Annotated in this window: 23 protein-coding genes; 9 read left to right on the top strand and 14 right to left on the bottom strand. The window is 64.4% G+C overall.

Translation table 11 applies throughout. The features are described from left to right. The first annotated feature begins 28 nt into the window (after nucleotides 1–28). Together RVF83_RS17175 and RVF83_RS17170 are read left to right on the top strand one after the other, a co-directional pair. Nucleotides 29–1,132, top strand: a complete 1,104-nt coding sequence (locus RVF83_RS17175) for an acyl-CoA dehydrogenase family protein (RefSeq protein ID WP_341261961.1) — start codon at nucleotides 29–31, stop codon at nucleotides 1,130–1,132. Between the two features lie 4 nt (nucleotides 1,133–1,136). Continuing rightward, the gene (locus RVF83_RS17170) at nucleotides 1,137–2,216 is read left to right on the top strand and encodes an acyl-CoA dehydrogenase family protein (RefSeq protein WP_005199136.1); all 1,080 of its coding nucleotides are present in this window, start codon (nucleotides 1,137–1,139) and stop codon (nucleotides 2,214–2,216) included. 107 nt (nucleotides 2,217–2,323) lie between these two features. On the opposite strand, the gene RVF83_RS17165 is transcribed toward RVF83_RS17170, so the two are convergent. From RVF83_RS17165 to RVF83_RS17150, 4 genes are all read right to left on the bottom strand, one after another. After that, on the bottom strand, nucleotides 2,324–3,880 hold the full coding sequence (locus RVF83_RS17165; protein WP_005199137.1) for an AMP-binding protein: 1,557 nt from the start codon (nucleotides 3,878–3,880) through the stop codon (nucleotides 2,324–2,326). Between the two features lie 46 nt (nucleotides 3,881–3,926). Continuing rightward, nucleotides 3,927–4,532: a cysteine hydrolase gene (locus RVF83_RS17160; RefSeq protein WP_005199138.1), complete on the bottom strand. Its 606-nt coding sequence runs from the start codon at nucleotides 4,530–4,532 to the stop codon at nucleotides 3,927–3,929. Nucleotides 4,533–4,540: 8 nt separating this feature from the next. Beyond that, nucleotides 4,541–5,317, bottom strand: coding sequence for an SDR family oxidoreductase (locus RVF83_RS17155; protein ID WP_005199139.1), 777 nt, complete (start codon nucleotides 5,315–5,317; stop codon nucleotides 4,541–4,543). 267 nt (nucleotides 5,318–5,584) lie between these two features. Continuing rightward, nucleotides 5,585–6,409, bottom strand: a complete 825-nt coding sequence (locus RVF83_RS17150; RefSeq protein WP_005199140.1) for a PaaI family thioesterase — start codon at nucleotides 6,407–6,409, stop codon at nucleotides 5,585–5,587. Between the two features lie 111 nt (nucleotides 6,410–6,520). Between RVF83_RS17150 and RVF83_RS17145 the strand changes: the two genes are divergently transcribed. The 4 genes from RVF83_RS17145 to RVF83_RS17130 all read left to right on the top strand — a co-directional run bounded on the left by RVF83_RS17145 (nucleotide 6,521) and on the right by RVF83_RS17130 (nucleotide 10,165). Beyond that, entirely contained in the window at nucleotides 6,521–7,603 is a 1,083-nt protein-coding gene (locus tag RVF83_RS17145; RefSeq protein WP_005199141.1) for a Gfo/Idh/MocA family protein, read from the top strand. A 345-nt stretch (nucleotides 7,604–7,948) separates the two neighbouring features. Then, nucleotides 7,949–9,145: an amidohydrolase family protein gene (locus RVF83_RS17140; protein WP_005199142.1), complete on the top strand. Its 1,197-nt coding sequence runs from the start codon at nucleotides 7,949–7,951 to the stop codon at nucleotides 9,143–9,145. A gap of 24 nt (nucleotides 9,146–9,169) precedes the next feature. Beyond that, nucleotides 9,170–9,460: a hypothetical protein gene (locus RVF83_RS17135; RefSeq protein WP_039880608.1), complete on the top strand. Its 291-nt coding sequence runs from the start codon at nucleotides 9,170–9,172 to the stop codon at nucleotides 9,458–9,460. A 126-nt stretch (nucleotides 9,461–9,586) separates the two neighbouring features. Continuing rightward, nucleotides 9,587–10,165, top strand: coding sequence for a nuclear transport factor 2 family protein (locus tag RVF83_RS17130; RefSeq protein ID WP_005199144.1), 579 nt, complete (start codon nucleotides 9,587–9,589; stop codon nucleotides 10,163–10,165). Nucleotides 10,166–10,561: 396 nt separating this feature from the next. On the opposite strand, the gene RVF83_RS17125 is transcribed toward RVF83_RS17130, so the two are convergent. The 8 genes from RVF83_RS17125 to RVF83_RS17090 form a co-directional block, all read right to left on the bottom strand. Beyond that, nucleotides 10,562–11,272 (bottom strand): phosphotransferase, encoded by a 711-nt coding sequence (locus tag RVF83_RS17125; RefSeq protein ID WP_005199146.1) that lies wholly within the window; start codon nucleotides 11,270–11,272, stop codon nucleotides 10,562–10,564. 178 nt (nucleotides 11,273–11,450) lie between these two features. Further along, entirely contained in the window at nucleotides 11,451–12,296 is an 846-nt protein-coding gene (locus tag RVF83_RS17120) for a mycofactocin-coupled SDR family oxidoreductase (protein ID WP_005199147.1), read from the bottom strand. Next, nucleotides 12,296–13,744, bottom strand: coding sequence for an aldehyde dehydrogenase family protein (locus tag RVF83_RS17115; protein WP_005199148.1), 1,449 nt, complete (start codon nucleotides 13,742–13,744; stop codon nucleotides 12,296–12,298). The genes RVF83_RS17120 and RVF83_RS17115 overlap by 1 nt, the downstream gene beginning before the upstream one ends. 34 nt (nucleotides 13,745–13,778) lie before the next feature. Continuing rightward, nucleotides 13,779–15,047: a cytochrome P450 gene (locus RVF83_RS17110; RefSeq protein ID WP_005199149.1), complete on the bottom strand. Its 1,269-nt coding sequence runs from the start codon at nucleotides 15,045–15,047 to the stop codon at nucleotides 13,779–13,781. Nucleotides 15,048–15,074: 27 nt separating this feature from the next. Then, nucleotides 15,075–15,215: a ferredoxin gene (locus RVF83_RS17105; RefSeq protein WP_174351897.1), complete on the bottom strand. Its 141-nt coding sequence runs from the start codon at nucleotides 15,213–15,215 to the stop codon at nucleotides 15,075–15,077. Nucleotides 15,216–15,444: 229 nt separating this feature from the next. After that, complete coding sequence (locus RVF83_RS17100) at nucleotides 15,445–16,065, bottom strand: TetR/AcrR family transcriptional regulator (protein ID WP_005199151.1); 621 nt, start codon at nucleotides 16,063–16,065, stop codon at nucleotides 15,445–15,447. Between the two features lie 120 nt (nucleotides 16,066–16,185). Beyond that, nucleotides 16,186–16,536 (bottom strand): nuclear transport factor 2 family protein, encoded by a 351-nt coding sequence (locus RVF83_RS17095; RefSeq protein WP_005199152.1) that lies wholly within the window; start codon nucleotides 16,534–16,536, stop codon nucleotides 16,186–16,188. A 5-nt stretch (nucleotides 16,537–16,541) separates the two neighbouring features. Next, nucleotides 16,542–17,111 carry a TetR/AcrR family transcriptional regulator gene (locus RVF83_RS17090; protein ID WP_210735697.1) on the bottom strand — a complete coding sequence of 190 codons (570 nt, stop codon included), beginning with the start codon at nucleotides 17,109–17,111 and terminating at the stop codon, nucleotides 16,542–16,544. Between the two features lie 132 nt (nucleotides 17,112–17,243). On the opposite strand from RVF83_RS17090, the gene RVF83_RS17085 reads away from it, so the two are divergent. Next, the gene (locus RVF83_RS17085) at nucleotides 17,244–18,476 is read left to right on the top strand and encodes an FAD-dependent oxidoreductase (RefSeq protein WP_005199154.1); all 1,233 of its coding nucleotides are present in this window, start codon (nucleotides 17,244–17,246) and stop codon (nucleotides 18,474–18,476) included. Nucleotides 18,477–18,794: 318 nt separating this feature from the next. Here RVF83_RS17085 and RVF83_RS17080 read toward each other — a convergent pair whose 3' ends face one another. Together RVF83_RS17080 and RVF83_RS17075 are read right to left on the bottom strand one after the other, a co-directional pair. Then, complete coding sequence (locus tag RVF83_RS17080) at nucleotides 18,795–19,613, bottom strand: FadR/GntR family transcriptional regulator (protein ID WP_039880603.1); 819 nt, start codon at nucleotides 19,611–19,613, stop codon at nucleotides 18,795–18,797. 153 nt (nucleotides 19,614–19,766) lie between these two features. Next, nucleotides 19,767–20,648, bottom strand: coding sequence for an acyl-CoA thioesterase (locus RVF83_RS17075; protein ID WP_005199156.1), 882 nt, complete (start codon nucleotides 20,646–20,648; stop codon nucleotides 19,767–19,769). 165 nt (nucleotides 20,649–20,813) lie between these two features. On the opposite strand from RVF83_RS17075, the gene RVF83_RS17070 reads away from it, so the two are divergent. Together RVF83_RS17070 and RVF83_RS17065 are read left to right on the top strand one after the other, a co-directional pair. Further along, on the top strand, nucleotides 20,814–22,016 hold the full coding sequence (locus tag RVF83_RS17070) for a CaiB/BaiF CoA transferase family protein (RefSeq protein WP_341261960.1): 1,203 nt from the start codon (nucleotides 20,814–20,816) through the stop codon (nucleotides 22,014–22,016). Then, nucleotides 21,916–23,265 (top strand): CaiB/BaiF CoA-transferase family protein, encoded by a 1,350-nt coding sequence (locus RVF83_RS17065; protein ID WP_341261959.1) that lies wholly within the window; start codon nucleotides 21,916–21,918, stop codon nucleotides 23,263–23,265. The genes RVF83_RS17070 and RVF83_RS17065 overlap by 101 nt, the downstream gene beginning before the upstream one ends. Nucleotides 23,266–23,326: the final 61 nt, after the last annotated feature.

The following is a 23,326-nucleotide window of genomic DNA, read 5'->3' as shown; positions in this document are numbered from 1 at the left end:
TATCAATGATCTCGAGCTGAGAGGAACAATGATGTCGGTTGCAGAAGAGTTCGGCGCATTCCTCGCGTCGGAGGTGCCAGGTTTCCGGGAGCGATGGGACGACATCTCGGAATGGGCTGCCCGTGTCGACTGGCAGCGCACGCTGAACACCGGTCGATGGGCGGCGCCCGCCTGGCCTGAGGAACACGGTGGCCGGGGACTCGAGCCGCATGAGGTGGTGGTGGTCGAGGAGATGCTCGCCGCGGAGGGGTTCCCGATCATCGCCGGTGTCCTCGGCATCAACAATGTCGGCCCGACGCTCATCGCATGGGGCAACGAGGAGCAACAGAGCCACCTGCCGGCGATCCTCAGCGGAGATGAGATGTGGTGTCAGGGGTTCAGCGAGCCGAACGCCGGTTCGGATCTCGCATCGCTGCGCACCAAGGCTGTGCGCGACGGCGCTCATTTCGTGGTGAACGGTCAGAAGATCTGGACCTCGAACGGTACCCATGCCACGCATATGGAGTTGCTCGTGCGGACCGATCCGCAGGCGGCCAAGCACAAGGGCATCTCGGCGTTGACGGTTGACCTGTCGACACCCGGGATAGACATCCGCCCGATCAGACAGATCAACGGCGAGGAGGAGTTCGCCGAGGTGTTCTTCACCGATGTTCTTGTGCCGGTGGAGAACCTGCTCGGCCCGGAGAATCAAGGGTGGCGTGTCACCATGACCACGCTGGGCCACGAGCGCTCGGCGATCGCCGCTCTCGCCCGTCGACAACACGGCGACGTTGTCGCGCTTGTGCACGATCGCCTGGCAACGACAACTGCTCCGTCGTTGCGCGACGAACTCGTGCGGCGCTACATCGAGACTTTCGTCGCGGCCAACATGGGCGAACAGATGCTGGCCCGGGTGGCTGAGGGGGAACAACCGGGAGCCGAACAAACAGTGATCAAGCTGCTGTGGAGTGAGACCGGTCAACGGGTGGACGAGACCCGTCTCGCGCTGGCGGGGGTCAACGGGGTTCTCGGTCGCGACCCTGATCCCGTGAAGCAGTATCTGACCGGGCGCGCGTTGACCATTGCCGGTGGCACCACGCAGGTCCTCAAGAACATCATGGCCGAGCGCGTGCTCGGTTTGCCGAAGGAGTGAGTCGATGCCCGTGACAACGCAGGCCGAAAGGCGCGAGCTGCGCTCGGCAGTACGCGATTTCCTCGAATCCGTGTACCCGCCGCTCTCGTCCGAGACTCGTGTGGGTGCCGGCGACAAGCTCGACGACGCGACGTGGGCGCGGGTGTCGGGCGAGATCGGTCTACCCGGGCTGGTCGTACCCGTGTCGGAGGGCGGACAAGACCTCGGCGTGACCGAGGCCGCCGTCGTTCTCGAGGAGACCGCACGGGTCTTGTTCGCCCAGCCGTTCCTGAGTAGCTCCGTGCTGGCGACCATCGCGATCAAGGAATCAGGTGAGGGCGCAGCGTTCTTGTCCCGGCTGGCGTCGGGTTCGCTGATCGCGACGCTGTGTCTCGACGATGACCCGGACATGCCGGTGACGGCCACGCGCGTCGATACCCGTTGGCAGCTCAACGGCGCCAAGGAGCTTGTGCTCGATGCGACGCTGGCGGGGTCGTTTGTGGTGAGCGTCGCGCTGGACGGGGAGACCGCACTTCTCCTGGTGGACGCCGACCAGGTCACGATCGAGCCGTATGAGGGAATCGACCTGACCCGCACCATCGCTCGCGTGCGGTTCGACGCCGCCCCGGCGATCCGGCTTGGTGGAGATCAGACCGAGTTGGTGGCGCGTCTGGGACACCTCGGGGCGGTGGCCGCTTCGGCTGAACTGACCGGGTTGGCTGATCGAGCCATGACCATGGCAGTCGAGTACGCGCAAACCCGAGTGCAGTTCGGGAGGCCGATCGGTTCTTTCCAGGCCGTCAAGCACCTGTGCGCGGACATGCTCACCATTGTCGAGAGCTCACGGGCCGCGACCGCGGCCGCAGCAGCGTCCGCCGACGACAGGCCGGACGAGCTCGCCGTCACCGCCGCGATCGCCAAGGCATGGACGTCTGAACAGTGCCCTCTGGCAACCGAACTGCTGATCCAGATCCTCGGAGGCACCGGCTACACGTGGGAGCATCCCGCACATCTGCTCCTCCGGCGGGCGCGCACCCTGGCCGTGACCTTCGGTGACGCTGCGGACCATCGGGAACGTCTGGCCGAGTTGCTCGCTGCCCGCTGAGCATGGCGCCGGTGCGCCGAGATGGTTACCGGCGCAGGAGATCATTTCGCACTTATCGAGAGGATACGGATCAGCGGACTCGGGCGCTGCGTCAGAATGCGCGCTGCTCACGTCAGAGTCGCGCGCAGCGCCTTCTTGTCCAGCTTTCCGGTGGGAAGCTTGGGCAGTTCACCGACGGAGCGGAGAGACCTGGGCAATTTGTAGCGGGCCAGGGTCGGCGCAAGGTATTCCCTCAGTCCTTCGAGGGTGAGCCGAGCGTTCGATCGCAGGACCACCACGGCCGTAACCGCTTCGCCCCACCGCTTGTCCTGAACTCCGACGACGGCGCACTCGGCCACATCCGGATGTGCGCTGATCGCATCCTCGACCTCGAGTGAGTAGATGTTTTCTCCGCCGGAGATGATGACGTCCTTCTTTCGGTCGACGAGGTGCAGCAGACCGTCGTGGTCGACGATCCCGATGTCGCCCGTATGACACCAGCCGTCTCGGATCGTCTCCGCGGTGGTGATCGAGTTGTTCCAGTATCCGAGGAACATGGTCTCGCTGCGGACGATGATCTCGCCGGCGGTCCCGGTCGGCAAATCTTCCCCGTCGTCGTCGACAATGCGTACCCTGTTGCCCGGGAAGGGTATGCCGACCGACGACAGTCGGCGGACCGACCGTTCGCCGTTGCCCCTGGTGTGGAACTCGAACGGTAGTCCCGACGTGATGACCTCTGTCTGGCCGTACATGTTGGTGAAACCGGCGTCAGGCATCGCCGTCATGGCCGCGGCGAGTGTCGAACTCGTGATCGGCGCGGCGGAGTAGACCACGACGCGCACCCCGGTCAGGCGGTGATCGGTCCTGCTGTCGGCTTCCTCCAGAAGTGCCTGGAGCATCGTCGGCGCGAGATGCAGGGCGGTGATGTCATCGGATGCGATGACGTGGAGTGCGTCAGCTGGTTCGAACTGCCTGCGCAGCACACAGCAGCCGCCGCGCGCGTGGAGGGCGAGCCCGATCGCCATGGCGCCGATGTGGAACATCGGCATCACCAGCAGCACGCGATCGGACGAGCCCGTCCTCATCTCGTTGTTCGTCGTGAACGCAACACGATGCAACCCGCGCTGTCCAAGCATGCAGCCCTTGGGTTTTCCTGTCGTGCCGCTCGTGTAGATCAGGCAGGCGATGTCGTCGGGTCGCGCACAAAGGGTTCGCGAACGGCCGTCGGCGGACGCCAGGAAGTCCTCGTAGTCCTCGCAGTCGTCAGGTGTCGTACCCGCCAGCGGATCGAGCGCGACGATGACCTCGATGCAGCCGAGGGTTGGCAGCAACTCCGCCACCGATGCATAGCAGTCCGCGTCGACGAACAACACGCGTGGCGCTGCGTCCGCGAGGATAGCGACGACCTCGGCCGGGGCAAGCCGGAAGTTGACCGTGGCCACCACTATGCCGCTGACCTGTCCCATGGCCAGGACCTCGCCGAACTGGATCGAATTGCGGCCGAACACGGCGACCCGGTCCTGGCGGCGGAGGCCCCGCGCCTCGAGTGCCGCAGTCAATCGGTCGGCGCGTTCATAGAGTTCTCGGTGCGTCCTTACCTGACCGTCGGCCAGGTACGCGGGTTGGTCGCCGAACCGTCTGGCGTTGTCCGAGACGAGGTCTGCCAGACAGACGTCGAGAGTCATTTCGGTGCTCCTGGTGCCAGGTGATCGCTGGTGGTCCCGGGGGCAATCAGCGAGACGACCAGCGGGTGATCAGCTTGTCGGTTGTGGTCAGACCGGCAACCATCGCGATCGAATGCCGCAGCGCCATCTCGGCGTATTCAGGTGGCGTGCAGGCGACCGCGTCGCGTGGCACCACCACCCGGAACCCTGACTGCGACAGGTGCCCGGCAGTGAAAGGTAGTGCGACGTTGAGGGATACACCGACGAGAACCACCGTCGCGATCCCGTGTCCACGCAGCACCGGGATCAGTTCGGTGTCCAGTGTCGGAAAGAGTCCGTGATGGCGCGGGACCACGAGATCGACCGTGTCGAACAACGCCGACACCACCTGCGTTTCGGGGGTCCCATGCTCCCAGTGGGCAGTGGCGGGACCCAGGGATCGCCACAGGCGTGCGGTCCCGGGTATTCGAGCGCCGACGTTGCCTTCGTGCGTCGCGTGGATCACCTGGATGCCACTGGATCGCGCAGTGCAGAGCAGACGCGCGAGCGTGTCGACCAAGATCGTCGAGTCGGCGGCGAGTGCCGGTAACACGGCGTCGGGTCCGAGCACGCCGTTCTGGCACTCCACACACAGTACGGCCGTCGCGGCCGATGAATCATCGCCGGTTGTCATGTCGCGCGCTACTTGGGTTGGAACCTCTGAGCGCCGTCGAGCCGCAGTACCTCGCCATTGACGTACCCGTTGGTCAAGAGGAACGTCGCGGCATCGGCGAACTCCTCGGGTGTGCCGAGCCGCTTCGGGTAGGGCACATTGGCCGAGAACTTCGCGATGGCCTCTTCTCCGACGGACTCCATGATGGGAGTCTTCATCGTGCCGGGCGCAATGGTGTTGACCCGGATCCCGACCGAACTCAGATCTCGCGCGGCGGCGAGGGTCAGACCGATCACGCCCGCCTTCGCGGCCGCATAGGACGTCTGACCGATCTGCCCCTCGTACCCTGCGATCGACGCCGTGAGTACCAGGGCTCCGCGTCCGCCGGACGCAAGCTCGGGTGCTGTGGCGACAGACGCGGCCACCAATCGGGCCACATTGTATGTGCCGGTGAGGTATAGATCGATCGTCTTGGTGAACCCACTGAGGTCAGCGGGTGAGCCGTCGCGTTGCACCATTCGTTGGGCCACCCCGAAACCGCCGTGCGCAACGACGCCGTAGCGCAGCTGCCCGAGTTCGTTCGCCTTCTCGACGGCGCTGAGAACGCTCGCTTCGCTGGTGACGTCGGTCTTGACGAACGCTGCTCGCTCGCCGAGTTCCTTCGCGAGCTGCTCGCCCTTCTCCTCGGCGAGGTCGGCGATGACCACGGCCATCCCCTCAGCGTGGAGTCGGCGCACCGCGGCTTCGCCGAGTCCTCCCGCGCCGCCGCTGACTATTGCCGATGCTTCCTCGAATGCCGCGACCATCGTGGTCCTCCAGAATTATGTTCGGTGATCATTTGTTGACGATTATGTCAGATAACTACAGCCGAGGTCCGATGGCAAGCCCATGCGCTTCGCGCCGGTACGCCCGCAGGGCCGATTTTGATGCTCAACTGCAGCTTGGACCAGATTCATTGCTCCTGGGAAGACTGGTGTCAGATCATCTGTGACCGGTGGAAACGTCCCGTCTCGCCACATCATCGAGACTGCTAGGCGGTGATCTGTACTCCATGTCAACTGGCGCCCGGGGCGTCAGCGATATGCGGTGACTCGAGCGACGAGTGCGACCTTTCCGTCGTCGCCGATTGCGCGCGCGTCGCCCACAGCGGTGCTGCGTCCCACCCGGATCGCCGTGCCCTCGTATCGGGAATTCTCTCCTGCCATGAAGGGGCGGAGGAAGTTCACCCGCAGCGAGGCGGTCTGCAGCTCACCCATATGGCCGTGGTTGATCGCTGCAGACGCAGCGAGTTCGAGGCCGGCTGACGCCACACCGCCGTGCACGATGCCGATGTCATTGTTCAGGCAGGGGTCGGACTTCTGTACCAGGACTTGACCGCCATCCGCTGATCGCGGGCTTACCGCCATGAGGTCGGCGATCGTCGTCGCGGCGGTCCGCTCCAGGGTTTCCTGTGGCCGCGGAGACAGGGTGTCACCTGCGTCGATGAAGAAAGAGCGCACCGTACCCCCGCCGATCACGGTTCCGCGATGGGTCAAAGTGCAGATGCCCAGCGAGGTGGAGCCCGTCGAACCCAGGACGTGCGCGCTCGCAGACACCAGGCCGTCGAGATCCTCGACTGCGGAGAGGTTGAGTTCGAGCGACAGTTCACTGGAGACCGTCCACTGATGTGGTCCACGGCGATGATGGTTCACGATTCCCGCGGCAGCGTCGACGAGTATGGCCAGCGGGCCCACGGTCGGCGCGCCGGTGATCGGATTGCGGTACCGCTCCATCGGCATGGACATCACGGCACTGGCCGCGTTCGGGTCGTCCTCGTCGTACGAGATCCCGAATCGGACCTGAATGTTGTCGGGTGTCTCCAGATCGTGGTCGTCGACCCGCTGTTCTGCCTTGCTCATTTGACAAGCTGTATCACGAGAAAGGCGAATGAGCTGCGTCATCGACAGCGGACCATGCAAAATCTAACATCAGTGTCACAAGACGTATGCATCACTGACTGAGGAGAGCGCATGGCGTTGAGGGTCGGCATCATCGGTGTGGGATGGGGTGCCCACGTACAGGTACCCGGGTTCCGGGCGGCGCAGGGGTTCGAGCCCGTTGCGCTGTGTGCACGCACACCTCAGCGACTGGAACGTGTCGCGGCGCGCCTCGACATCGATAGCACCTCCACCGACTGGCGGGCATTCGTCGCCCGTGACGATCTCGACGTCATCTCGGTCGCCACCCCCACGGCGTTGCACCACGATATGGCGCTCGCCGCGCTGAACGCGGGCAAGCCGGTGTTGTGTGAAAAGCCTCTGGCCGGTGATCTCGACTCGGCTCGGGATCTTGTCCGCGCCGCCGCCCAGACTGGGTTGCCCACCGCGTGCGGTTTCGAAAATCGTTGGAATGCAGACTGGCTGGCGGTCGCCGCCAAGGTGCACTCAGGCTTTCTGGGGAAGCCCTACCTTGCGCGTGTCAGCCGTAGCGCCAGTTACTGGCATCCGGACCATCCGCCGCAGGCGGCGTGGATGTACGACCGGGATCAGGGCGGTGGCTACTTGGCCGGGATGCTGGTGCACGACATCGACTTTCTGTGCAGCGCGTTCGGCCGCCCGCAGTCTGTGTGCGCCGAAGTGCGCACCAGTGAGCCTGTCCGCGACCTGCCCGACGGTGGGCGCCTCGCGGTCACTGCCGACGACACCGCCGCGTTGCTGATGCGGATGGAGTGCGGTGTGATCGCCATCCTCAGCGTCTCGGTGATGGGTGCCCACACAGACCACTATCGACTCGAGTTGTTCGGCTCTGACGGGACGATCATCGGAGACGGAGGCCTACGGTCGGCCCGATATCGCGCCGGCCTCGCCGGCGACGACGGGTTGGCGCCACTCTCGGTTGACGAACGCGAGCCGGCCAACCCCGATGTGTTGCCGAGCGGCCTGGCCGGCCATGCTGCTCGTGCACTGGCGCTGATGCTGCACGATTGGTTGCCCGCGTTCGACGGCGCGCCAAGTGCGGCGCCGACATTCGCGGACGGCCTCCTGTCGCTGGCGGTGATCGACGCCGCGCATCGCTCGGCGACGGGCGAGGGGTGGGTCGACGTCCGTCTCTGATCACGGACGCGCGCGGAGCGTTCACTGCTGTCAGAAGTGACGGAGAATAGTCACTTTAGTTCTGGTCGAATTGACCTCGTTCGTCGCGACCGTGCAGTAATCCATGATGCAGATCAATGCGTGTCGCTCCCCGTTGCTGGCCAAGTTGACTCCGGAAGGGGTGACTTGTTTCCCGGTAGTGCTGGATTGTTGCCTAGATCACGTCTATCCTAATCTGGACGCAGTGTCAGAAACCGGACCGGCCTCAGTAGGTGGTTCCCACCTCGGGCGCTTGCGCGCCGAGATTTGCGGACCAGCGTGAGCCGTGCGTCGGACGTTTACGAACTTTCACGAGCAGGAGGCCCTATGCCACTCCAAGATCACCACCAGATCGTCTCGGTCGACGACCATCTGGTCGAACACCCGAAGGTGTGGCAGGACCGTCTGCCGGCCAAGTACCGGGAGCAGGGGCCGCGGATCATCGAAGTCGACGACAAGCATCTCTGGTCCTATGACGGTGCCGTGTTCCCCACCATCGGTCTCAACGCCGTTGCCGGGAAACCCAAAGAGGAATGGGGCATGGATCCGGTTCGCTACGAGGACATGATTCCCGGGTGCTACGAGCCCAACGCCAGGGTCAAGGACATGGACCTCGACGGTGTGCAGGCCGCCCTGTGTTTCCCATCGTTCCCGGGATTCGGTGGCGGGACGTTTGTGCGCGCGCAGGACAAAGAGCTGGCGTTGCTGTGTGTGAAGGCGTGGAACGACTTCTACATCGATGAATGGTGCGCGACCGCGCCCGATCGCTATGTGCCGATGTCGATCCTGCCGGTGTGGGATATCGAGGCGACGGTTGCCGAAGCCAAGCGGACGATCGCCAAGGGCTCACGCACGGTCTCTTTCCCGGACAATCCCATCCCGATGGGCCTGCCGTCGTTGCACTCTGATCATTGGGATCCGCTGTGGGCGGTACTCAGCGAATCCGGTGTCGTGGTGTCGCAACATTTCGGCTCCGGGTCGTTCGTCCCCGGATTCTCCTTCTCGTCGATGGCTCCCGTGGCCGGGCAGATGGCGATGCCGGATGCTCCGTTCGCGGTTGCCATCACGTTGTTCTCATCCAATCTGATGTGGACCACTGTTGACTGGCTCTTCTCCGGAAAGCTGCAACAGTTTCCGGATCTGCAGATCTCGCTCGCCGAAGGCGGCGTCGGCTGGATTCCGTATATCCTCGAGCGCGCTGACTTCGTCTGGGATCGGCACCGCTACTACCAGAACATCGACTTCGACGCGCGCCCCTCGGATCTGTTCCGCAAACACTTCTGGGGCTGCTTCATCGACGACGAGCACGGTCTCAAGAACCGCCACGCGATCGGCATCGATCGCCTCACATTGGAGATCGACTTCCCGCATTCCGACTCGAACTGGCCCAACTCGCGTAAGCGGGCTGCCGAGGTGCTTCGAGATGTCCCGGACGACGAGTGTTCGCTGATTGTCGAGGAGAACGCGCGGCGGATGCTGAACTTCCCCCGCGTCGACGTCCGCGACCCGGCAATCGTCCTCTGAGATACGCACCGTAGGGGAATGGGCATGAGTGACAGTGATTCCGGTCCCGATGCACCGCAACGCGAGGAGGCCGAAGACCACGATCTGCTGACCTACGGCGAAGCCGGTGTGCGAGTGTTCGCAGAGGTGGGCAAGCAGAAGGATCTGCTTGCCGAGATGATCGCCGCCGGCGCTGATGAGGCTGCGATAGTGCGGGCCCGGCAGCGTCTGTCTGCGCTGGAAGACGCGCAGGAGCGCAACCGTAGGCAGCCCATCAACGACGAGAACTTCGAGTCGTTCTTCGGATACCCCGGAACGGCTCGACGCAACACGTGAACGAGCCGTGCCGGCTTGTCACTTTCGTGACAAGCCGGCACGCAGCCGGTCCTGGCCTGTTCGGTGCCGTTGGTGAAGCGGACGACCACTGAGTTCAGGACCTTGACATCGAAAGTAGGAACGCAGATGGCGGATCGAGCTGAAGTCGAGGAAGCATTCAAGGAGTACGTCAGGGTCGGGCTGGTCGGTGAGGACTGGGAAGCATGGACGAAGCTGTTCACCGAGGACGCCACCTATTTCGACCACTTCTACGGCACGTTCACGGGGCACGACGAGATTCTGCGCTACATCGAGGGCACGATGGGTGCGGCGCCGCACGTGTACAGCGTGCTTGTCTGGTACAACGTCGACGGAGATCGTGTCGTCTACCAAATCGTCAATCGGGCAGACAATCCCGAGCCGGGTGCACCCCCGATCGACTTCCCCTCGTGGCAGGTCATCCAGTATGCCGGCGACGGACGCTGGAAGTCCGAGGAGGACATCTGGGTGATGGGTGAGATGAAGACATTCGCACGCACATACTCCGAGGCCGCGCTTCGTCATCCCCAGTCGCTTGACGAGCGCCTCAGCCGGAAGGACTGGGGGCAATGGGTTGACTGGGCGCGCCCGGAGCCCGGTCACGTGGCGCGCCCGTCCTGGTACGACCGCCCTGACTGGAAGCCATTGGCCTACAACGATATCGACTTCGGAATACGCAGTCACTGATCGACGTGGATACGAGTTGGGTCCAGTTGTGTGAGCGCGCTGTGATTGCGTTCGCTGAACTTCGGGCGGAGTCGAGTATGTTACCTGCCACTGTGAGGGACCCGCATGAGCGTCCGTCACATCATCGCCTCCGGCCGACGGCAGATACGACGGGTACGGACCCAGCTCAGCGGAGTCCGGAAACCGCGTCGGCGGTGTGGAGATCCTCGATCGCAATGCATGCACGCCGCCAGCCGGCTTCGGCGTTGTCGGGTGCTTGCAGTCCTGGCCAGGCAATCGTCATCGCCGTCGCATCCCACGCCTCCGCAGCGTAGACGCGATACTGATCGAACGCAGTCGCCCCATCAGGCACACCAGGTGTCCCGGCTGATCGAAGACCGTCCAGGTAGCGGTCGATCAGTCGCGTTCGTGGGCCCGGCGTGTCCCCGGCTCGAGTCCGGTCACCATCCAGTAGGTGACCTCACGCATGCCAGGGCCACGCCAGATGACCTGCCAGTCAAGCAGTCCCGAGCGACCGTCGGCGCGGGAGAAGGTGTTGCCCAGGTGAGAATCGCCGTGCAACAACGTAAGCGGCCCGGTTTCGAAGGCGCGGTAGAAGGCGTCGGCATTGCCGTCGAGAGCCGAGACCAGGGCCTTCGCAGCGGGTCCGGCTTCGGGGCGGTCGAGCTTCAGGGCGGCGTGGCGACCGCGCGAGTAGAACAATTCAGGAACTGGCTGCCCGGCCGCGTGCTCCACGGGCGTACCCAGTCGAGGTCCGTGGCGAAGCGCGAGCTGTCCCAGAATGTCGAATGCAGCCTGGCGAATGCGTCGATCAGTCCGCGCGTGGTCGATGGGACACGGGTCGGCCAGGGCGTACGGCCGCCCGCCTTCGGCGACCAGATGCTCCAGGACCATCAGGAATCGGGCCCCGCAACCGGCTCGCGCATACCAGGCGCGCGGAGCCACATCGCCGCCGAGCGCTGGTGCGAGCTCGTCGTAGAAGCGGACCTCGTTGACGGCCATGTCGAGGGTGCCGACCATGACCCGGTTCTTGGCCGATAACGGCGTGCTCTTGATGAAGACGTTCTCCGGCAGACCCGCCGATTTCCCTGTGTCGTTCCACGCCACCGCGAGTCGGACGCGATCGGTGGTGCCGGTGGTCCCACCGATCGGTCCGGGTGTTGGTCCGCAGACGTGTCAATCGGGCAGATGAGGGACGTGGCATTGGTGATTCGTTGTCCTTCGAACGACGAATGCCTGGCTTCGTGGGCCGCCGAGTGCCCACGGAGCCAGGCGGGACGATGCGTCAGCGCACGGTGAACCCTGCGTCGAGCGCCCATTCGGTGCCGGTGATGAACTGTGCCTCGTCGGAGACCAGGAAGGCGACCGCGTTGGCGATGTCCTCGGCGTCGAGGATCGAGATCGGTAGTGCGTTCTGCATCGCCGAGATGTTGCTGCCGATCTCGGCGGCCTTCTTGGCCATCGCCTCGTTCATCGTCATCCCGGAGATCACCCCGGTGGGATGGACGGTGTTCACGCGGATCATCTCTGGTGCATACTGATTCGCCAACACTTGCATGTATCCGACCAGGCCGCGCTTGGCGGCGGTATACGCCTGCGGGCTCGCATCCGGTGACGCGGTGCCCTTCAATCCCGCCGATGACGATGTCAGCACGATCGAGCCGCCCCGGCCACCCGCACGCAACTCGTCGATTGAGGCTCGGACGGCGTTGAAGGCGCCGGTCAGGATGACATCGAGGGTGTCCCGCCACTCCTGCTGCGGGTTCTCCTCGTCGGCATAGCGGATCATGCCTGCGTTGGCGATCACCATGTCGACCCGGCCGAACTCGGCGAATCCCGCGTCGAAGGCGGCCTTGAGTGCGCGGAAGTCGCGCACATCGGCCACCCCGGCGTGCATCCGCCGTCCCTCGTTATCCACGAGCTTCTTGGTTTCCTCGAGCTCATCGAGCGTCGCACACGGATAGTCGAAAGTCGCCATGTCCGCACAGATGTCGACGCCGATGATGTCGACGCCGAGCTGCGCGAGACGAACTGCATGCGCGCGTCCCTGGCCGCGCCCGGCGCCGGTGATGAACGCGACGCGGCCTTCCAGCGAGCCGACCGGTAGCTTCTGTCCTTCGAGATTCAACATCAGACCAATCCCATTCCCACACTCTTGACACGGAGAAACTCTTCGATTCCGGCGCGGCCGCCTTCCTTGCCGACACCGCTGATCCCGATCCCACCGAACGGACGATGGACCGCGAGATTCATCGCGCCGTTGATGAGTACCTCGCCGGTTTCCAGCTCGGCGGCGATCCTGGTGGCGCGCGTGAGGTCCCGCGTCTGGATGTAACCCGACAGACCGTATTTGGTGGAGTTGGCGATCTCGATCGCCTCGTCATCGGTGCGGAACTTCGTGATGGCGAGCACCGGACCGAAGACCTCGGTCTGGGCCAGTTCGGATGCCGGGTCGACGTCGGCGAACACGGTCGGCTCGATGAAGAAGCCCTCGCGCTCCATGCGCCTTCCGCCGTGGAGCAGGCGTGCACCGTCGGCCTGGGCTCGCTCGATCATGCCCATGATCCGCTCGACGGCAGCCTCGTTCACGACCGGTCCGGTCAGCGTGGCGGGGTCGAAAGGGTCACCGGGGGCGATGGACGCCGCCGTGGCGAGGACGCCGTCGAGCACCTGGTCGTAGACGGACTCGTGGACGAGTAGTCGGGTGGGGAACGCGCATCCCTGACCGGTCATCAGCCCGACCGACATGAATGCGGCGTGTTGGCAGGCCGTTGCCAGATCGGCATCCTCGAGCACGATATTCGCCGACTTGCCACCGAGTTCGAGGACGACCGGCTTCATCGACGGTGCGCAGGCCTCGAGAATCCGGGTGGCGGTGACGGGACCACCGGTAAACGACACCTTCTTCACCAGGTCATGGGTGACGAGCTGATGCCCGGCTTCGGCAGTGCCCGGCAGGATGTTGACCACGCCGGGTGGGATCCCCGCCTCCTCCACCAGGTCCATGAACAATTCGGGTGCGAAGGGCGTCATCTCGGACGGTTTGACCACCACGGTGTTGCCGGCGGCGAGCGCGGCCGGCACCTTCATCGCCAACGAGATGAGCGGTCCGTTCCAGGTGATCACGATACCGATCACGCCGTACGGCTGTCGTAGTGTGTAGCCCAGCTCGGAGTCCTGTAGCGGTTGGCCGGTCACCTCACCGGCGATCTTGTCTGCCCAACCGGCGTAGTAGCGGGTCCACTCCGCCGAGATCCCGATGCCGCCGGCCGCCAGGGACATCGGCATCCCGTTGTCCAGCGCCCCGCGGCGTGCGAACTCGTCGGCGTTCGCATCGATCAGGTCGGCCAGCTTCATGAGCATGCCGCGCCGGATGGCCGGTGGTGTCCGCCGCCACGAGTCGTATGCGGTGTGGGCGGCCCCGACGGCACGATCGACGTCATCCTTGTCGGCCAGGGGGATTCGGGCATTGACCGTTCCGGTGACGGGGTCGACGTGGTCGAAGAATCCCCCAGAGCCTTCAGGGAGCTTCTCGCCATTGAGGCGTAGGTGTACCGGTGGTGGTGTGCGATCGGTCATGTGATTCTCCTGTTCTGCGGTGATCAGAGTTCGATCAGAGGGTGAGCGCGGGGTTTCCGGCGACGTCGGAGCCTTCGCGGACGCCCGCGGTGAAGGTGGTGGGCAAGTTGACCCAGCCGTTGACCACACCGATAGAGCGGAATGGTTCGGCATCATCGGAGATGTGAAAATCGGGCATCCGACGCAGGATCTCCTCGAGAACCACGCGGAATTCCAGTCGCGCCAAGTTCGATCCGAGGCATCGGTGCACGCCGATGCCGAAGGACTGATGCCGGTTGGGGAATCGGTCCAGTTCGACCTTGTCGGCATCGGGGAACAGTGCCGGGTCGAAGTTCGCCGACGCCCAGGACAGGAAGAGCCGTTCGCCCTTGCGGATCTGCTGGTCGCCGATCACGCAGTCGTGCGTGGCCGTGCGCGCGAGTCCCTGCACCGGAGAGAAGAAGCGCAAGAACTCCTCGGTGGCCTGTGGAATCAAGCCAGGATCCGCGGCGAGCCGTTCGCGCTCATGTGGATTCGCCTCCAGCCATCGAAGCACACTGCTCAACAGGCTGCCGGTGGTGTCGACGCCGCCGAAGATGACCAGGCTGATGATCTCGAGCAGGCGCTGATCAGACATCGGCTCGCCGTCGATCTCTGCGTGGACCAACGTGGAGATGAGGTCATCGGTCGGATTCTGGCGGCGCGCCGAGATGGTTTCGGTGACCGTGACGAAGAGCTCCATGAGCCTCTGCGCGGCGTCGTCGGCAGCGAAGTTGCCATCGGGATCAGGTGGGGTGTGGACCATCTCGTGAATCGTGTCGGAGAAGCTGCGCCAGTCCTCGGTCGGCAGACCGAGCAGGGACAGGGTGGTGATGGCCGGCACGGGATTGAGGACATCAGCAACCAAATCGCAAGTGCCGCTATCGATAAACTGATCGATACAGTAGGTGGTCGCACTGCGGATGTAGTCTTCCCATTCGGCGATCACCGCGGGGGCGAAGGACCGGTTCAACAGCCTGCGGTATGCCGTGAACTCCGGGGGGTCCATCTCGATGGGTACCTGCCGGATCGGGCCGGCTGGAATCGTTGCGCCGGTGTGGGTGCCGTCGTCGAGTTCTTGGTACGAGGAGAATGCTGCGTCATCCTTGGCGACTGTCGCGATGTCCTCGTAGGAGGAGAGAACCCAGAATCCGCCGTGCGCGTCGGTATGGGCAACCGGGCACGCAGCACGGTTCTGCGCATTGATCTCGCGCCAATGGCGCGCGTAATGCTCGGAGTGATGGTCGAAGTCGATGCTGGGGACGGCGGGGATGTCGGTCGTCATGGACACCTTCTCTGGAGTGATCAGGGATCAATCAACAAGGGAGACTGCCTTTTCCGGGCAAGACAGCCGCACCCGTCGCGCGGCGTCGATGAGGTGGTCGGGCAGCGTCTCGTGGTGGGGTACGGCGTGGCCCTCGTCGTCGAAATCAACGAGTGCTGGTGCCGTCACGCTGCACATAGCGTGGCCCTGGCACGCGCTCGGCTCGATCGACAGTCTCATTCTCGACCTCCGGTCGATCGAAAAACAGATTAATAGGTCATCTGTATGGTGTGGATCACAGTCACAATATACGGAACGGGAATCGTCCGCAAGTGTTTTGTGTAGACACTGTCCCGCGTCGGAAACGCGTTTCGTGAGTTCGGTGATGGAACGTGGATGTGTCGCGCGGCGGTGCCGCTCAGTCTCGAGCGTGTTCTGTGGATACTCCGTTGAGGAGCAGGTCGACCAGAGGCGTCACGTGCTCGATGGCCGAGTCACGGGCCGCGGTGCGGTCGGCCGGGGCCATTGCGAGGACGTGCATGAAGACGGCGCCGAACAGGCATTCGGCGAGTGCGGCGGCTGAGGCGCCGGGTGACAGCGCGCCGCGTGCGACATTGCGCTCGAAGAAGCGGGCCACTGCTTCTCGGTGCGCCAGCACTATTCGCTCGTAGAACTGCGCGAGCGGCGCGGTGTTGTCGGCGGCGTCCACGGCAATACGCAAGGTGGCCCATCCCGCCGGGTCCAGAAAGTGGCACATCAATTCGGCTGCCAGCGCGATCGTGTCGGACCGAAAGTCGCCCTGATCGACTGTCTCCGTCACTGGTTGTGACCGAGCCTCCAGCGCATCGACCAAGAGCCCTTCCTTTGACTTCCAGCGCCGGTAAAGGGCCGCCTTCCCGACTCCCGCGCGGCGCGCGACGCCGTCCATGGTGAACGCCGCCCAGCCGGTGCGGCTGTACTCGAGCAGGGCCGCCTCGGTGATTCGTCGCGTGACCTCCGGGTCGCGCGGCCGCCCTTGCGTGTTGTCAACCGCAGTCATGCGTCCATCCTCCCAGTCAGACCTCGGCACCCGAGACATCCATCACGGACGGCTCCCGTATCGTAAGTGTTTGCCGTGGCAACCGCACCGGTTGTCGACTGGCGTATCGATCAGCGCACGTCACATCTGGCTGCGACCGCCCGCATTCCAGTAGTCCCGATTGTTCACGATCTTGCCGTCGCGAATCGCGCCGACCGATGATCCACGCAGGCCCGCGGGCCGCATGATCCACTCCGTGGCGAAGGCGTCGTCGGTGACCACGCTGTTCACCACTTCGTAGGTGGTTCCCGGGGTGAGTGCGATTGCGTGTTCGACGAATTCGCGTGCCTGCTCGGGTCCCGATGCGACGTGGGCCATCGGCACATCCTCCAACACGATGTCGTCGGCGAACCAGTTCACAATTTGATCGACGTCTGCCGAATCCCATGCGGCGTAGTAGTCGGTCACCCAGTTTGTGGTTTTGTCGGTCACGTCGGTCAACTCCCTTGTCGTGGTACATGTCCAGTGAAAATGCATTCCAATGATGCGATCAATGGCTCGGTCTGCACCCGCTCCGGCGCCGAGATCCCGGCCGCGGCCAGAGATGGGTGGATGGCGTCGCTCTGGGCCATCTGCCGCGTTGAGAGCCAACCCACGTACAGAAAATAGGTCGCGGCGAAGATCTCGACGCATTCCTGCTCGCCGAACCCGGCGCCTCGCAGGATGTCGAGTGCGGTCTCGGTGAGTTTACTTGCCGCCGGAGACTTTCCAGTCGCCGTCAGTGCTCGGGCGCCGGTTCCGGGGTAACGGAGGAAGGTTCTGTCCATGGCCAGGACGAGTTCGATGTATTGATCCTGCCACGAGGTCGACGGGTCCAACCGTACCGTGATCTCGCGTGCCACCGCCTCGACGACGAGTGTTGCCAGATCGCGCTCGCCACGGAGGTGGTAGTGAATTGCCGGCGGTGTGACTCCGCATTCGTCGGCGACGGCGCGCACCGTCAGTGCGTCCAGGGACGAGCGCTCGACCACGCGTAGCGCTGCATCGAGAATGTCGGCGGTTGCCAACGGCGCCGATTGGACTCCGCCGCGCTGCCTTGGCATTGCACCTCCAGTATGTCCTGATCTCAAGGGGGACTTCCATTAATTATGGGTAAATGCTATCCATTTAGTGACAGTAAATCAACGGATTGGGTCAGCATGAAGACTGATGTCGTCATCGTCGGCGGAGGAGTCGCCGGCAGCGCGCTCGCGGCCAGACTCGCTGCCGCGGACGTGGGTGTCGTGGTCCTCGAGCGGGAGTCGTCCTACCGCGACATGGTGCGGGGAGAAGCGATCGTTCCGTGGGGGTTCCTCGAGGCGGCCGCACTGGGTGTGGATGGCGCAATCATGGACGCCGACGGCGTCTCCGTCATCACACGCATGGTCCCGTACGACGCCGCGCTGACCGTTTCGGGCGCACAGGAGTTGGCTACGGACCTGTCGGATGCGGCACCGGGCGCACCGGGAGTGATCGGGATCGGTCATCCGGAACTACGCGAGGCCCTTGCCGATGCCGCGGTGAAAGAAGGTGCCACCCTCTACCGCGGTGTTCGCAGATCGACGGTTCGGGCCGGGGACAGTCCGGTCGTCACGTGCGAACTCGATGGGCGCACCGAAGAGATCTCATGCCGGTTGATCATCGCGGCCGACGGAAAGTTCTCGACGACGCGCGCTGCGCTTGGTGTCGAGATGGCGTCGACTCAGGCGCGCGTGAAACTCACCGGGATGCTCGTCGACGACGCCGGAGTCTGGGATCGGCGTGTGACGACGATCGCCGTGGACGGACGCAACCAGTTCATCGTGATTCCACGAGCCGACAACCGTTTGCGTCTGTACGTGGGTCGCCACGTTGACGATCCGGAACCGCTGACCGGACGTGAGGCGATCACCGCCTTCCTGGAGGCGTACCGCACCCCGATCTTCCCGGATTCGGACCGTCTCGCCGAGTCGACACCTGTCGGACCTTGTGCAACCTTCCCGATGTGCGATTCGTGGACCAGCACACCGGCGATGCCCGGCGCCGCCCTCGTCGGCGACGCTGCCGGGTGGAGCAACCCGGTGACCGCGCAGGGGCTGAGCATCGGTCTGCGTGATGCGCGTGTGTTGTCGGAGGTGCTGCTGGACAATCAGCGGTGGGGTCCGGAGGTGCTTGCGGCCTATGCAGTGGAACGGACCGAGCGGATGAGACGACTGCGTTTCAGCACCGCACTGGCTGATCTCGTCAGCGGATTCGGAATGTCGGATCGGGATACCCGCCGGGCACGGGTGCTCAAAGTGCTCGCGCGCCGGCCCGAACTGGGCCAGGCGCTGACCGCGATACACGCAGGACCGTGGAGTATCGGCGAGGAGGCATTCGGACCGGACATACTAACCACTCTTGCGCTTGCGTGAGATGCGATGTGTGGTCTGCAGGTTCCGCCACGGGGCGGCCGTTGACAGCGTGATCTGCAGCGCGTGCAGCACATCTCGGGGAGAATCGGGGATTGGTGGTCGCCACAAGCGTGGACAGCCCTGCGCCTCGAGCGCGACATCGTGCCATAGCCGGTATGTCTACACCTCGTACTTCCGCAACTGTTGGGCCGCGGTGGATCGAGCAACCTCCGGGTCGACAGCATCGGCAAATCGGTCAGCGAATACGTATAGGCCCGGCTCGTCGAGGTGCCGGTCGACCTTCTCTCGACATCGCCGTGATCGGACCGCGAGCCCGGTTCAGCTGAAGAGATCGACGAGCGGCATGTTCTGCGGATCGAACATGAACAGGTATTTGGCGGCGATCTGCATGTGGGACCGCCAATGCTTTTCGGCGCCGTCGCCGTCCCGTGCTTCGATCAGGCGAACCATTTTCCGGTAGGAGCGCAGAGTCTTGTCGATGCTCGGCGGTTGCGCCTGTTGCTCCCGGCTCATCCCCTGAGAGATGGTGCGGGCCAGGTGGGTTTCCACGATGTCGGCGAGCACGGCGCCCTGCACCGCGAGGGTCTTGTTGCCGCATCGCTGCAGGAGTAATTCGTGAAATCGGTATGTGGTCGCGCTCCACTGAGACATGTCCGGTGTCTGCTCCGGAGCAGACTTGATCAATGAGGAGAGCTTGGCGACCACTTCTTGCAGGTCAGCGAGATCCTCGTCGGTTCGGATCCTGGCCAGCATGCCGGCACAGACCGGCTCGGACACCATGCGCGCCTCATAGACGTCCTGGATCGTGGTGCCCTGAAGTTGTAGGAGCAACGCGACGTGTCGCGCGGCGACCATCGGGTCGGGCGCGAGAACCTGTGCTCCGCCGCGGGCACCGCGGCGTACTCCGATGAGGCTCTCCGCTTCCAGAATCCGGAATGCTTCTCGCAGCGTTGGCCGCGACACCCCGAACTGCTCCATGAGCTGCATCTCCGGGGGTAGAGTCTCGCCGGGGATCAGCTCACCTCTCACGATCTGGCGACGCAGATGTCCGGCGATGAGTTCGGCGGTCTTGGGGGCGCGCATCACCGTGCCGACCCGCGGGGCCTCGGCGGACGATCCTGTAGCTGCGACAGACATGTAGATAAATGTACCGTTTATAGGTGTCACACATTCGGGTCCCCGCCCGGTGTCGTGAATCGTCGCACCTTGGTCGGTCTCCCGTGTCGCGCACACCACGAGTCCGGGTGCGGATTCTCGGCCCGGCATCGGTCACCGGATCTGCACGAACTGTCAGGACCGGACCCGGATGAGTCCCTCCTGCATCGTCGTCGCACACAGCCGGCCGGTCCCGTCGAACATCTCCCCGCGACACAGCGCGCGGCTCGAACCCGCCCATCGCGAGTCCTGTTCGTACAGGAACCAGTCCTCAACCGACAGCGGCGCGTGAAACCAGATCGAGTGACTGACGGTCGCGAACTGGAGTTCGCCGCCCTGCAGCGTCAGCTGGTGCGGCCCGAGTGCTGCGGAGAGCAGCAGGAGGTCGGAGATGTAGGCGAGTGCGGCATCGCGGTCGGCCGACGTCGTGCCCACACGGCGCCGCGATCGCAGCCAGACGCTCTGTCGGGGGTCCACGCGATGGCCACGCGCGGCCGAGGATCGTGCCGGCAACATCGGGAACCGGGCGTCCACATCGATGCTGTCGGTCAGCCAGCGGACCCACTCCAGGTTCTCGGTATCGTCGGCGAACATCTCCTCGGGGGTGGGAAGGGTCTCGGGCCGAGGTGCGTCCAGCCGTGGTACCTGGTGTTCCAACCCTTTCTCCGGCCGCTGGAATGACGCGGTCATGGTGAAGATTACCCGACCGGCCTGGGACGCCCGGACGTGTCGGGAGCTGAACGACCGGCCATCTCGGCTCTCCTCGACCTCGAACTCCACCGGGACGGTGGTGTCGCCGGGGAGCAGGAAATGCATATGTGCCGCATGGATGTCGCGATCGGCCGAAACCGTTCGGTAGGCGGCGAGCACGGATTGGGCGGCGACCTCACCGCCGTAGGTGCGCGTCGGCGGACCCGGGCTGACGCCACCCCGGAATCGCAGAGGTCCGACCTCCACGAGCGCGATCCGCTCCGGGATCGGTCGGCTCAATGCGTCGTGCGTAGTCTCGACTGCCACGGAACCAGTATAATCAGTTAAATGTATATGGGGCGACTCTCGGTAGCCGTCTCCGGTCACGAAATAGTTTAATGAATTAGTCGAAAATCCTTGCGCCATCCGTGCCCGATTGGGCAGGATGAGTGGCAACGATCACAGTCCGACGACCGAAGTGAGAGCTCCACGATGAATGTGACCCCCGATCCTGCTGTCGCACCGCTTGCCGGACTTCGCGTCGTCGACCTGTCGAGCACGCTGCCCGGCGCTCAGTTCAGTCAGTTCTTCGCCGATGCCGGAGCCGACGTGATCATGGTGGAACCTCTGGGTGGCAGCCCCGTGCGTGACTATCGGGGTTGGCCGGGGCTGCTGCGCAGCCGCCGCAGCATCACCCTCGACGTCCACGACGACTCCGACCGTGACGTGCTTCGTGGCTTGCTGGCGGAAGCCGACGTCATGGTGAGCACCATGCGGCCGTCGACCGCCGAGCGTCTCGGGATGACCGCAGAGCGGCTCTCCGCCGACTATCCGCGCCTCGTGGTCGCCAGCATCACCGGCTGGGGCTCCAACAGCCCGTGGAGTCACTACAAGGGCTACGAGGGACTGGTCATGGCGAAAGCGGGCGTGTTGCACAACAAACGTCAACTCACCTCGCGGCCGGGTCCCGCGTACGTGTCCGTGCCGTATGCGTCGTGGGGTGCGGCACAGTGTGCTGTGCACGGAGTGCTCGCCGCGCTGCATGAACGCGAACGCAGCGGCCACGGGCAGGTGGTCGAGTCCAATCTCGTACTCGGGATCGGCGCGATGGACCCGTACAACTGGTTCTACGAGATGGTCTTGGAACGCTACCCAGGGGCATACACGCCTCAGGATGTGGCTTACGACGATCAGGGCAGGCCCGCTGCTCCGCTGCTGTTCGCCCTGCTCATCGCACCGAGCAGCGACGGCACGTGGCTCCAATTCGCCCAGACCGCACCACGATTGATGCAGGCGTGGCTCACCGAACTCGGTCTCATCGAATGGCTGGCCGATCCGAAATGGAAGGGCTTCCCGGTCCTCGAGGATCCGGACCTGCGCCAGGAGTTCTGGTGGGAGATGATCTCGCGCGTGGGGCAGCGGAGCCTTGCCGAGTGGCAGGAGGCCTTCGAGCGCAACCCGGATGTCAGTGCCGAGGTCTTCCGCACGCCGACAGGTGCGTTCGAGCATCCGCAGGTGGTGCACGAAGGTCGGGCGATCACCGTCGAGCATCCGGTACTGGGGCCGGTCAAGCAGCCGTCCACCCCAGATACAGGTGAACGGGCGCCCGCTCACCGAGCCGACCGCGGCGCCGATGCCCGGCGACCACAGCGCCGAGCTCCGTGCGCTCGCTGCCGCGGCGACCCCTGTCGGTAGCTCTACGGACGCGTCATCCGGGCTTCCTCTGGAAGGAATCACCATCCTCGAGTTCGGCGTGATGTTCGCCGGGCCGTACGGTGCGACCCTCCTGACCGACCTCGGTGCGCGGGTGATCAAGATCGAGGAGGCCGGTGGCGACAATATCCGTGTGCTGGTGCCGTTCCCCGAGGCAGGTGGCGCGAAGGTGTTGCAGGGCAAGGAGAGCGTCGTGGTGGACCTCCGCTCGGAGGAGGGGCAGGCGATTGTCCACGAGCTCGTCAAGGGCGTCGATGTCGTGCTCCAGTGTTTCCGTGCCGGCGCCGCCAAGCGGACCCGTGTCGACGAGGAGACGCTGAAGTCCATCAAACCCGACCTCGTCTACATCAGCGCAGTGGGTTATGGCGTCGACGGCCCGTACGGCGCTCGACCGGCATACGCACCCTCGGTCGGTGCGGCAATGGGATTGGCGTCGGTCGACGGCCGGGGGCGCAACGACACGCCGCATTCCGACGAGGAGATCCGCAACGGAGCGCGCATCTTGCACGCGGCCAACGCTGTTCCGGTGGCTCAGGCCGATGGCGTCGCAGCGCTCGGGGTGGCGTCAACGATCATGCTCGGCCTCTACGCCCGCGATCGCGGCACGTCGATGGACGGCATCACGACGACCATGCTGGGTTCGGCTCTGGGCGCGCTGATGCACCTCAACAACGAGTACGACGGCGCCACCAGTCTGCCGGTCGTGGACGAGGGCTTCTGGGGAATCCATGCGCTCTACCGCATCTATCCCGCCGAGGATGGCTTCGTGTTCCTGGCAGCTCCGAAGGAGTCGGAGTGGGCCCCGCTCGTCACGGCGCTCGAACCCTACGTCGATCTCGGCGGCGATGCTCGCTTCGCCACTGCCCAGGGGCGCCGTGAGCATGACGCCGAACTGACAGAGGTGCTTACCGGGATCTTCGGTAAGCGGGCAAAGCTCGACTGGGAAACCGAATTGCAGTCCCAGGACGTGGGTTGCGTTGAGGTCACCGAGCGCAACTCCGAGGCCCTGTTGCAGAGCGACGAGTACTACGAGGCGGGCTACAGCGTCGACGCCGTGAGCCCGATCTTCGACGAACACCGTCGGATCGCGCCGATGCTGCATTTCTCGCGGTCGGCCACCAAGGCCGATGCTGGCTGCACCATCGGACAGCACACCGATTCCGTGCTCGGCAAATTCGGTTACTCCGCAGAGCAACTCGCCGATCTTCGGGAACGAGGTGTCATCGCCTGACGGTGGGGTCGGCACCGACAGCAAAGCGCCTCGTCCGGAACGATTCGGGCGAGGCGCTTTG

It is taken from the genome of Gordonia rubripertincta (genome assembly GCF_038024875.1).
Classification (GTDB): Bacteria; Actinomycetota; Actinomycetes; order Mycobacteriales; family Mycobacteriaceae; genus Gordonia; species Gordonia rubripertincta.
The sequence above is the reverse complement of the archived record's forward strand: the minus strand, read 5'-3'. Positions and strand labels throughout refer to the sequence as shown.

Coding starts and splice junctions, on each gene's coding strand:
- RVF83_RS17175 (WP_341261961.1), top strand. CDS start 29: ATGATGTCGGTTGCAGAAGAGTTCGGCGCATTCCTCGCGTCGGAGGTG.
- RVF83_RS17170 (WP_005199136.1), top strand. CDS start 1,137: ATGCCCGTGACAACGCAGGCCGAAAGGCGCGAGCTGCGCTCGGCAGTA.
- RVF83_RS17165 (WP_005199137.1), bottom strand. CDS start 3,880: ATGACTCTCGACGTCTGTCTGGCAGACCTCGTCTCGGACAACGCCAGA.
- RVF83_RS17160 (WP_005199138.1), bottom strand. CDS start 4,532: ATGACAACCGGCGATGATTCATCGGCCGCGACGGCCGTACTGTGTGTG.
- RVF83_RS17155 (WP_005199139.1), bottom strand. CDS start 5,317: ATGGTCGCGGCATTCGAGGAAGCATCGGCAATAGTCAGCGGCGGCGCG.
- RVF83_RS17150 (WP_005199140.1), bottom strand. CDS start 6,409: ATGAGCAAGGCAGAACAGCGGGTCGACGACCACGATCTGGAGACACCC.
- RVF83_RS17145 (WP_005199141.1), top strand. CDS start 6,521: ATGGCGTTGAGGGTCGGCATCATCGGTGTGGGATGGGGTGCCCACGTA.
- RVF83_RS17140 (WP_005199142.1), top strand. CDS start 7,949: ATGCCACTCCAAGATCACCACCAGATCGTCTCGGTCGACGACCATCTG.
- RVF83_RS17135 (WP_039880608.1), top strand. CDS start 9,170: ATGAGTGACAGTGATTCCGGTCCCGATGCACCGCAACGCGAGGAGGCC.
- RVF83_RS17130 (WP_005199144.1), top strand. CDS start 9,587: ATGGCGGATCGAGCTGAAGTCGAGGAAGCATTCAAGGAGTACGTCAGG.
- RVF83_RS17120 (WP_005199147.1), bottom strand. CDS start 12,296: ATGTTGAATCTCGAAGGACAGAAGCTACCGGTCGGCTCGCTGGAAGGC.
- RVF83_RS17115 (WP_005199148.1), bottom strand. CDS start 13,744: ATGACCGATCGCACACCACCACCGGTACACCTACGCCTCAATGGCGAG.
- RVF83_RS17110 (WP_005199149.1), bottom strand. CDS start 15,047: ATGACGACCGACATCCCCGCCGTCCCCAGCATCGACTTCGACCATCAC.
- RVF83_RS17100 (WP_005199151.1), bottom strand. CDS start 16,065: ATGACTGCGGTTGACAACACGCAAGGGCGGCCGCGCGACCCGGAGGTC.
- RVF83_RS17085 (WP_005199154.1), top strand. CDS start 17,244: ATGAAGACTGATGTCGTCATCGTCGGCGGAGGAGTCGCCGGCAGCGCG.
- RVF83_RS17080 (WP_039880603.1), bottom strand. CDS start 19,613: ATGTCTGTCGCAGCTACAGGATCGTCCGCCGAGGCCCCGCGGGTCGGC.
- RVF83_RS17070 (WP_341261960.1), top strand. CDS start 20,814: ATGAATGTGACCCCCGATCCTGCTGTCGCACCGCTTGCCGGACTTCGC.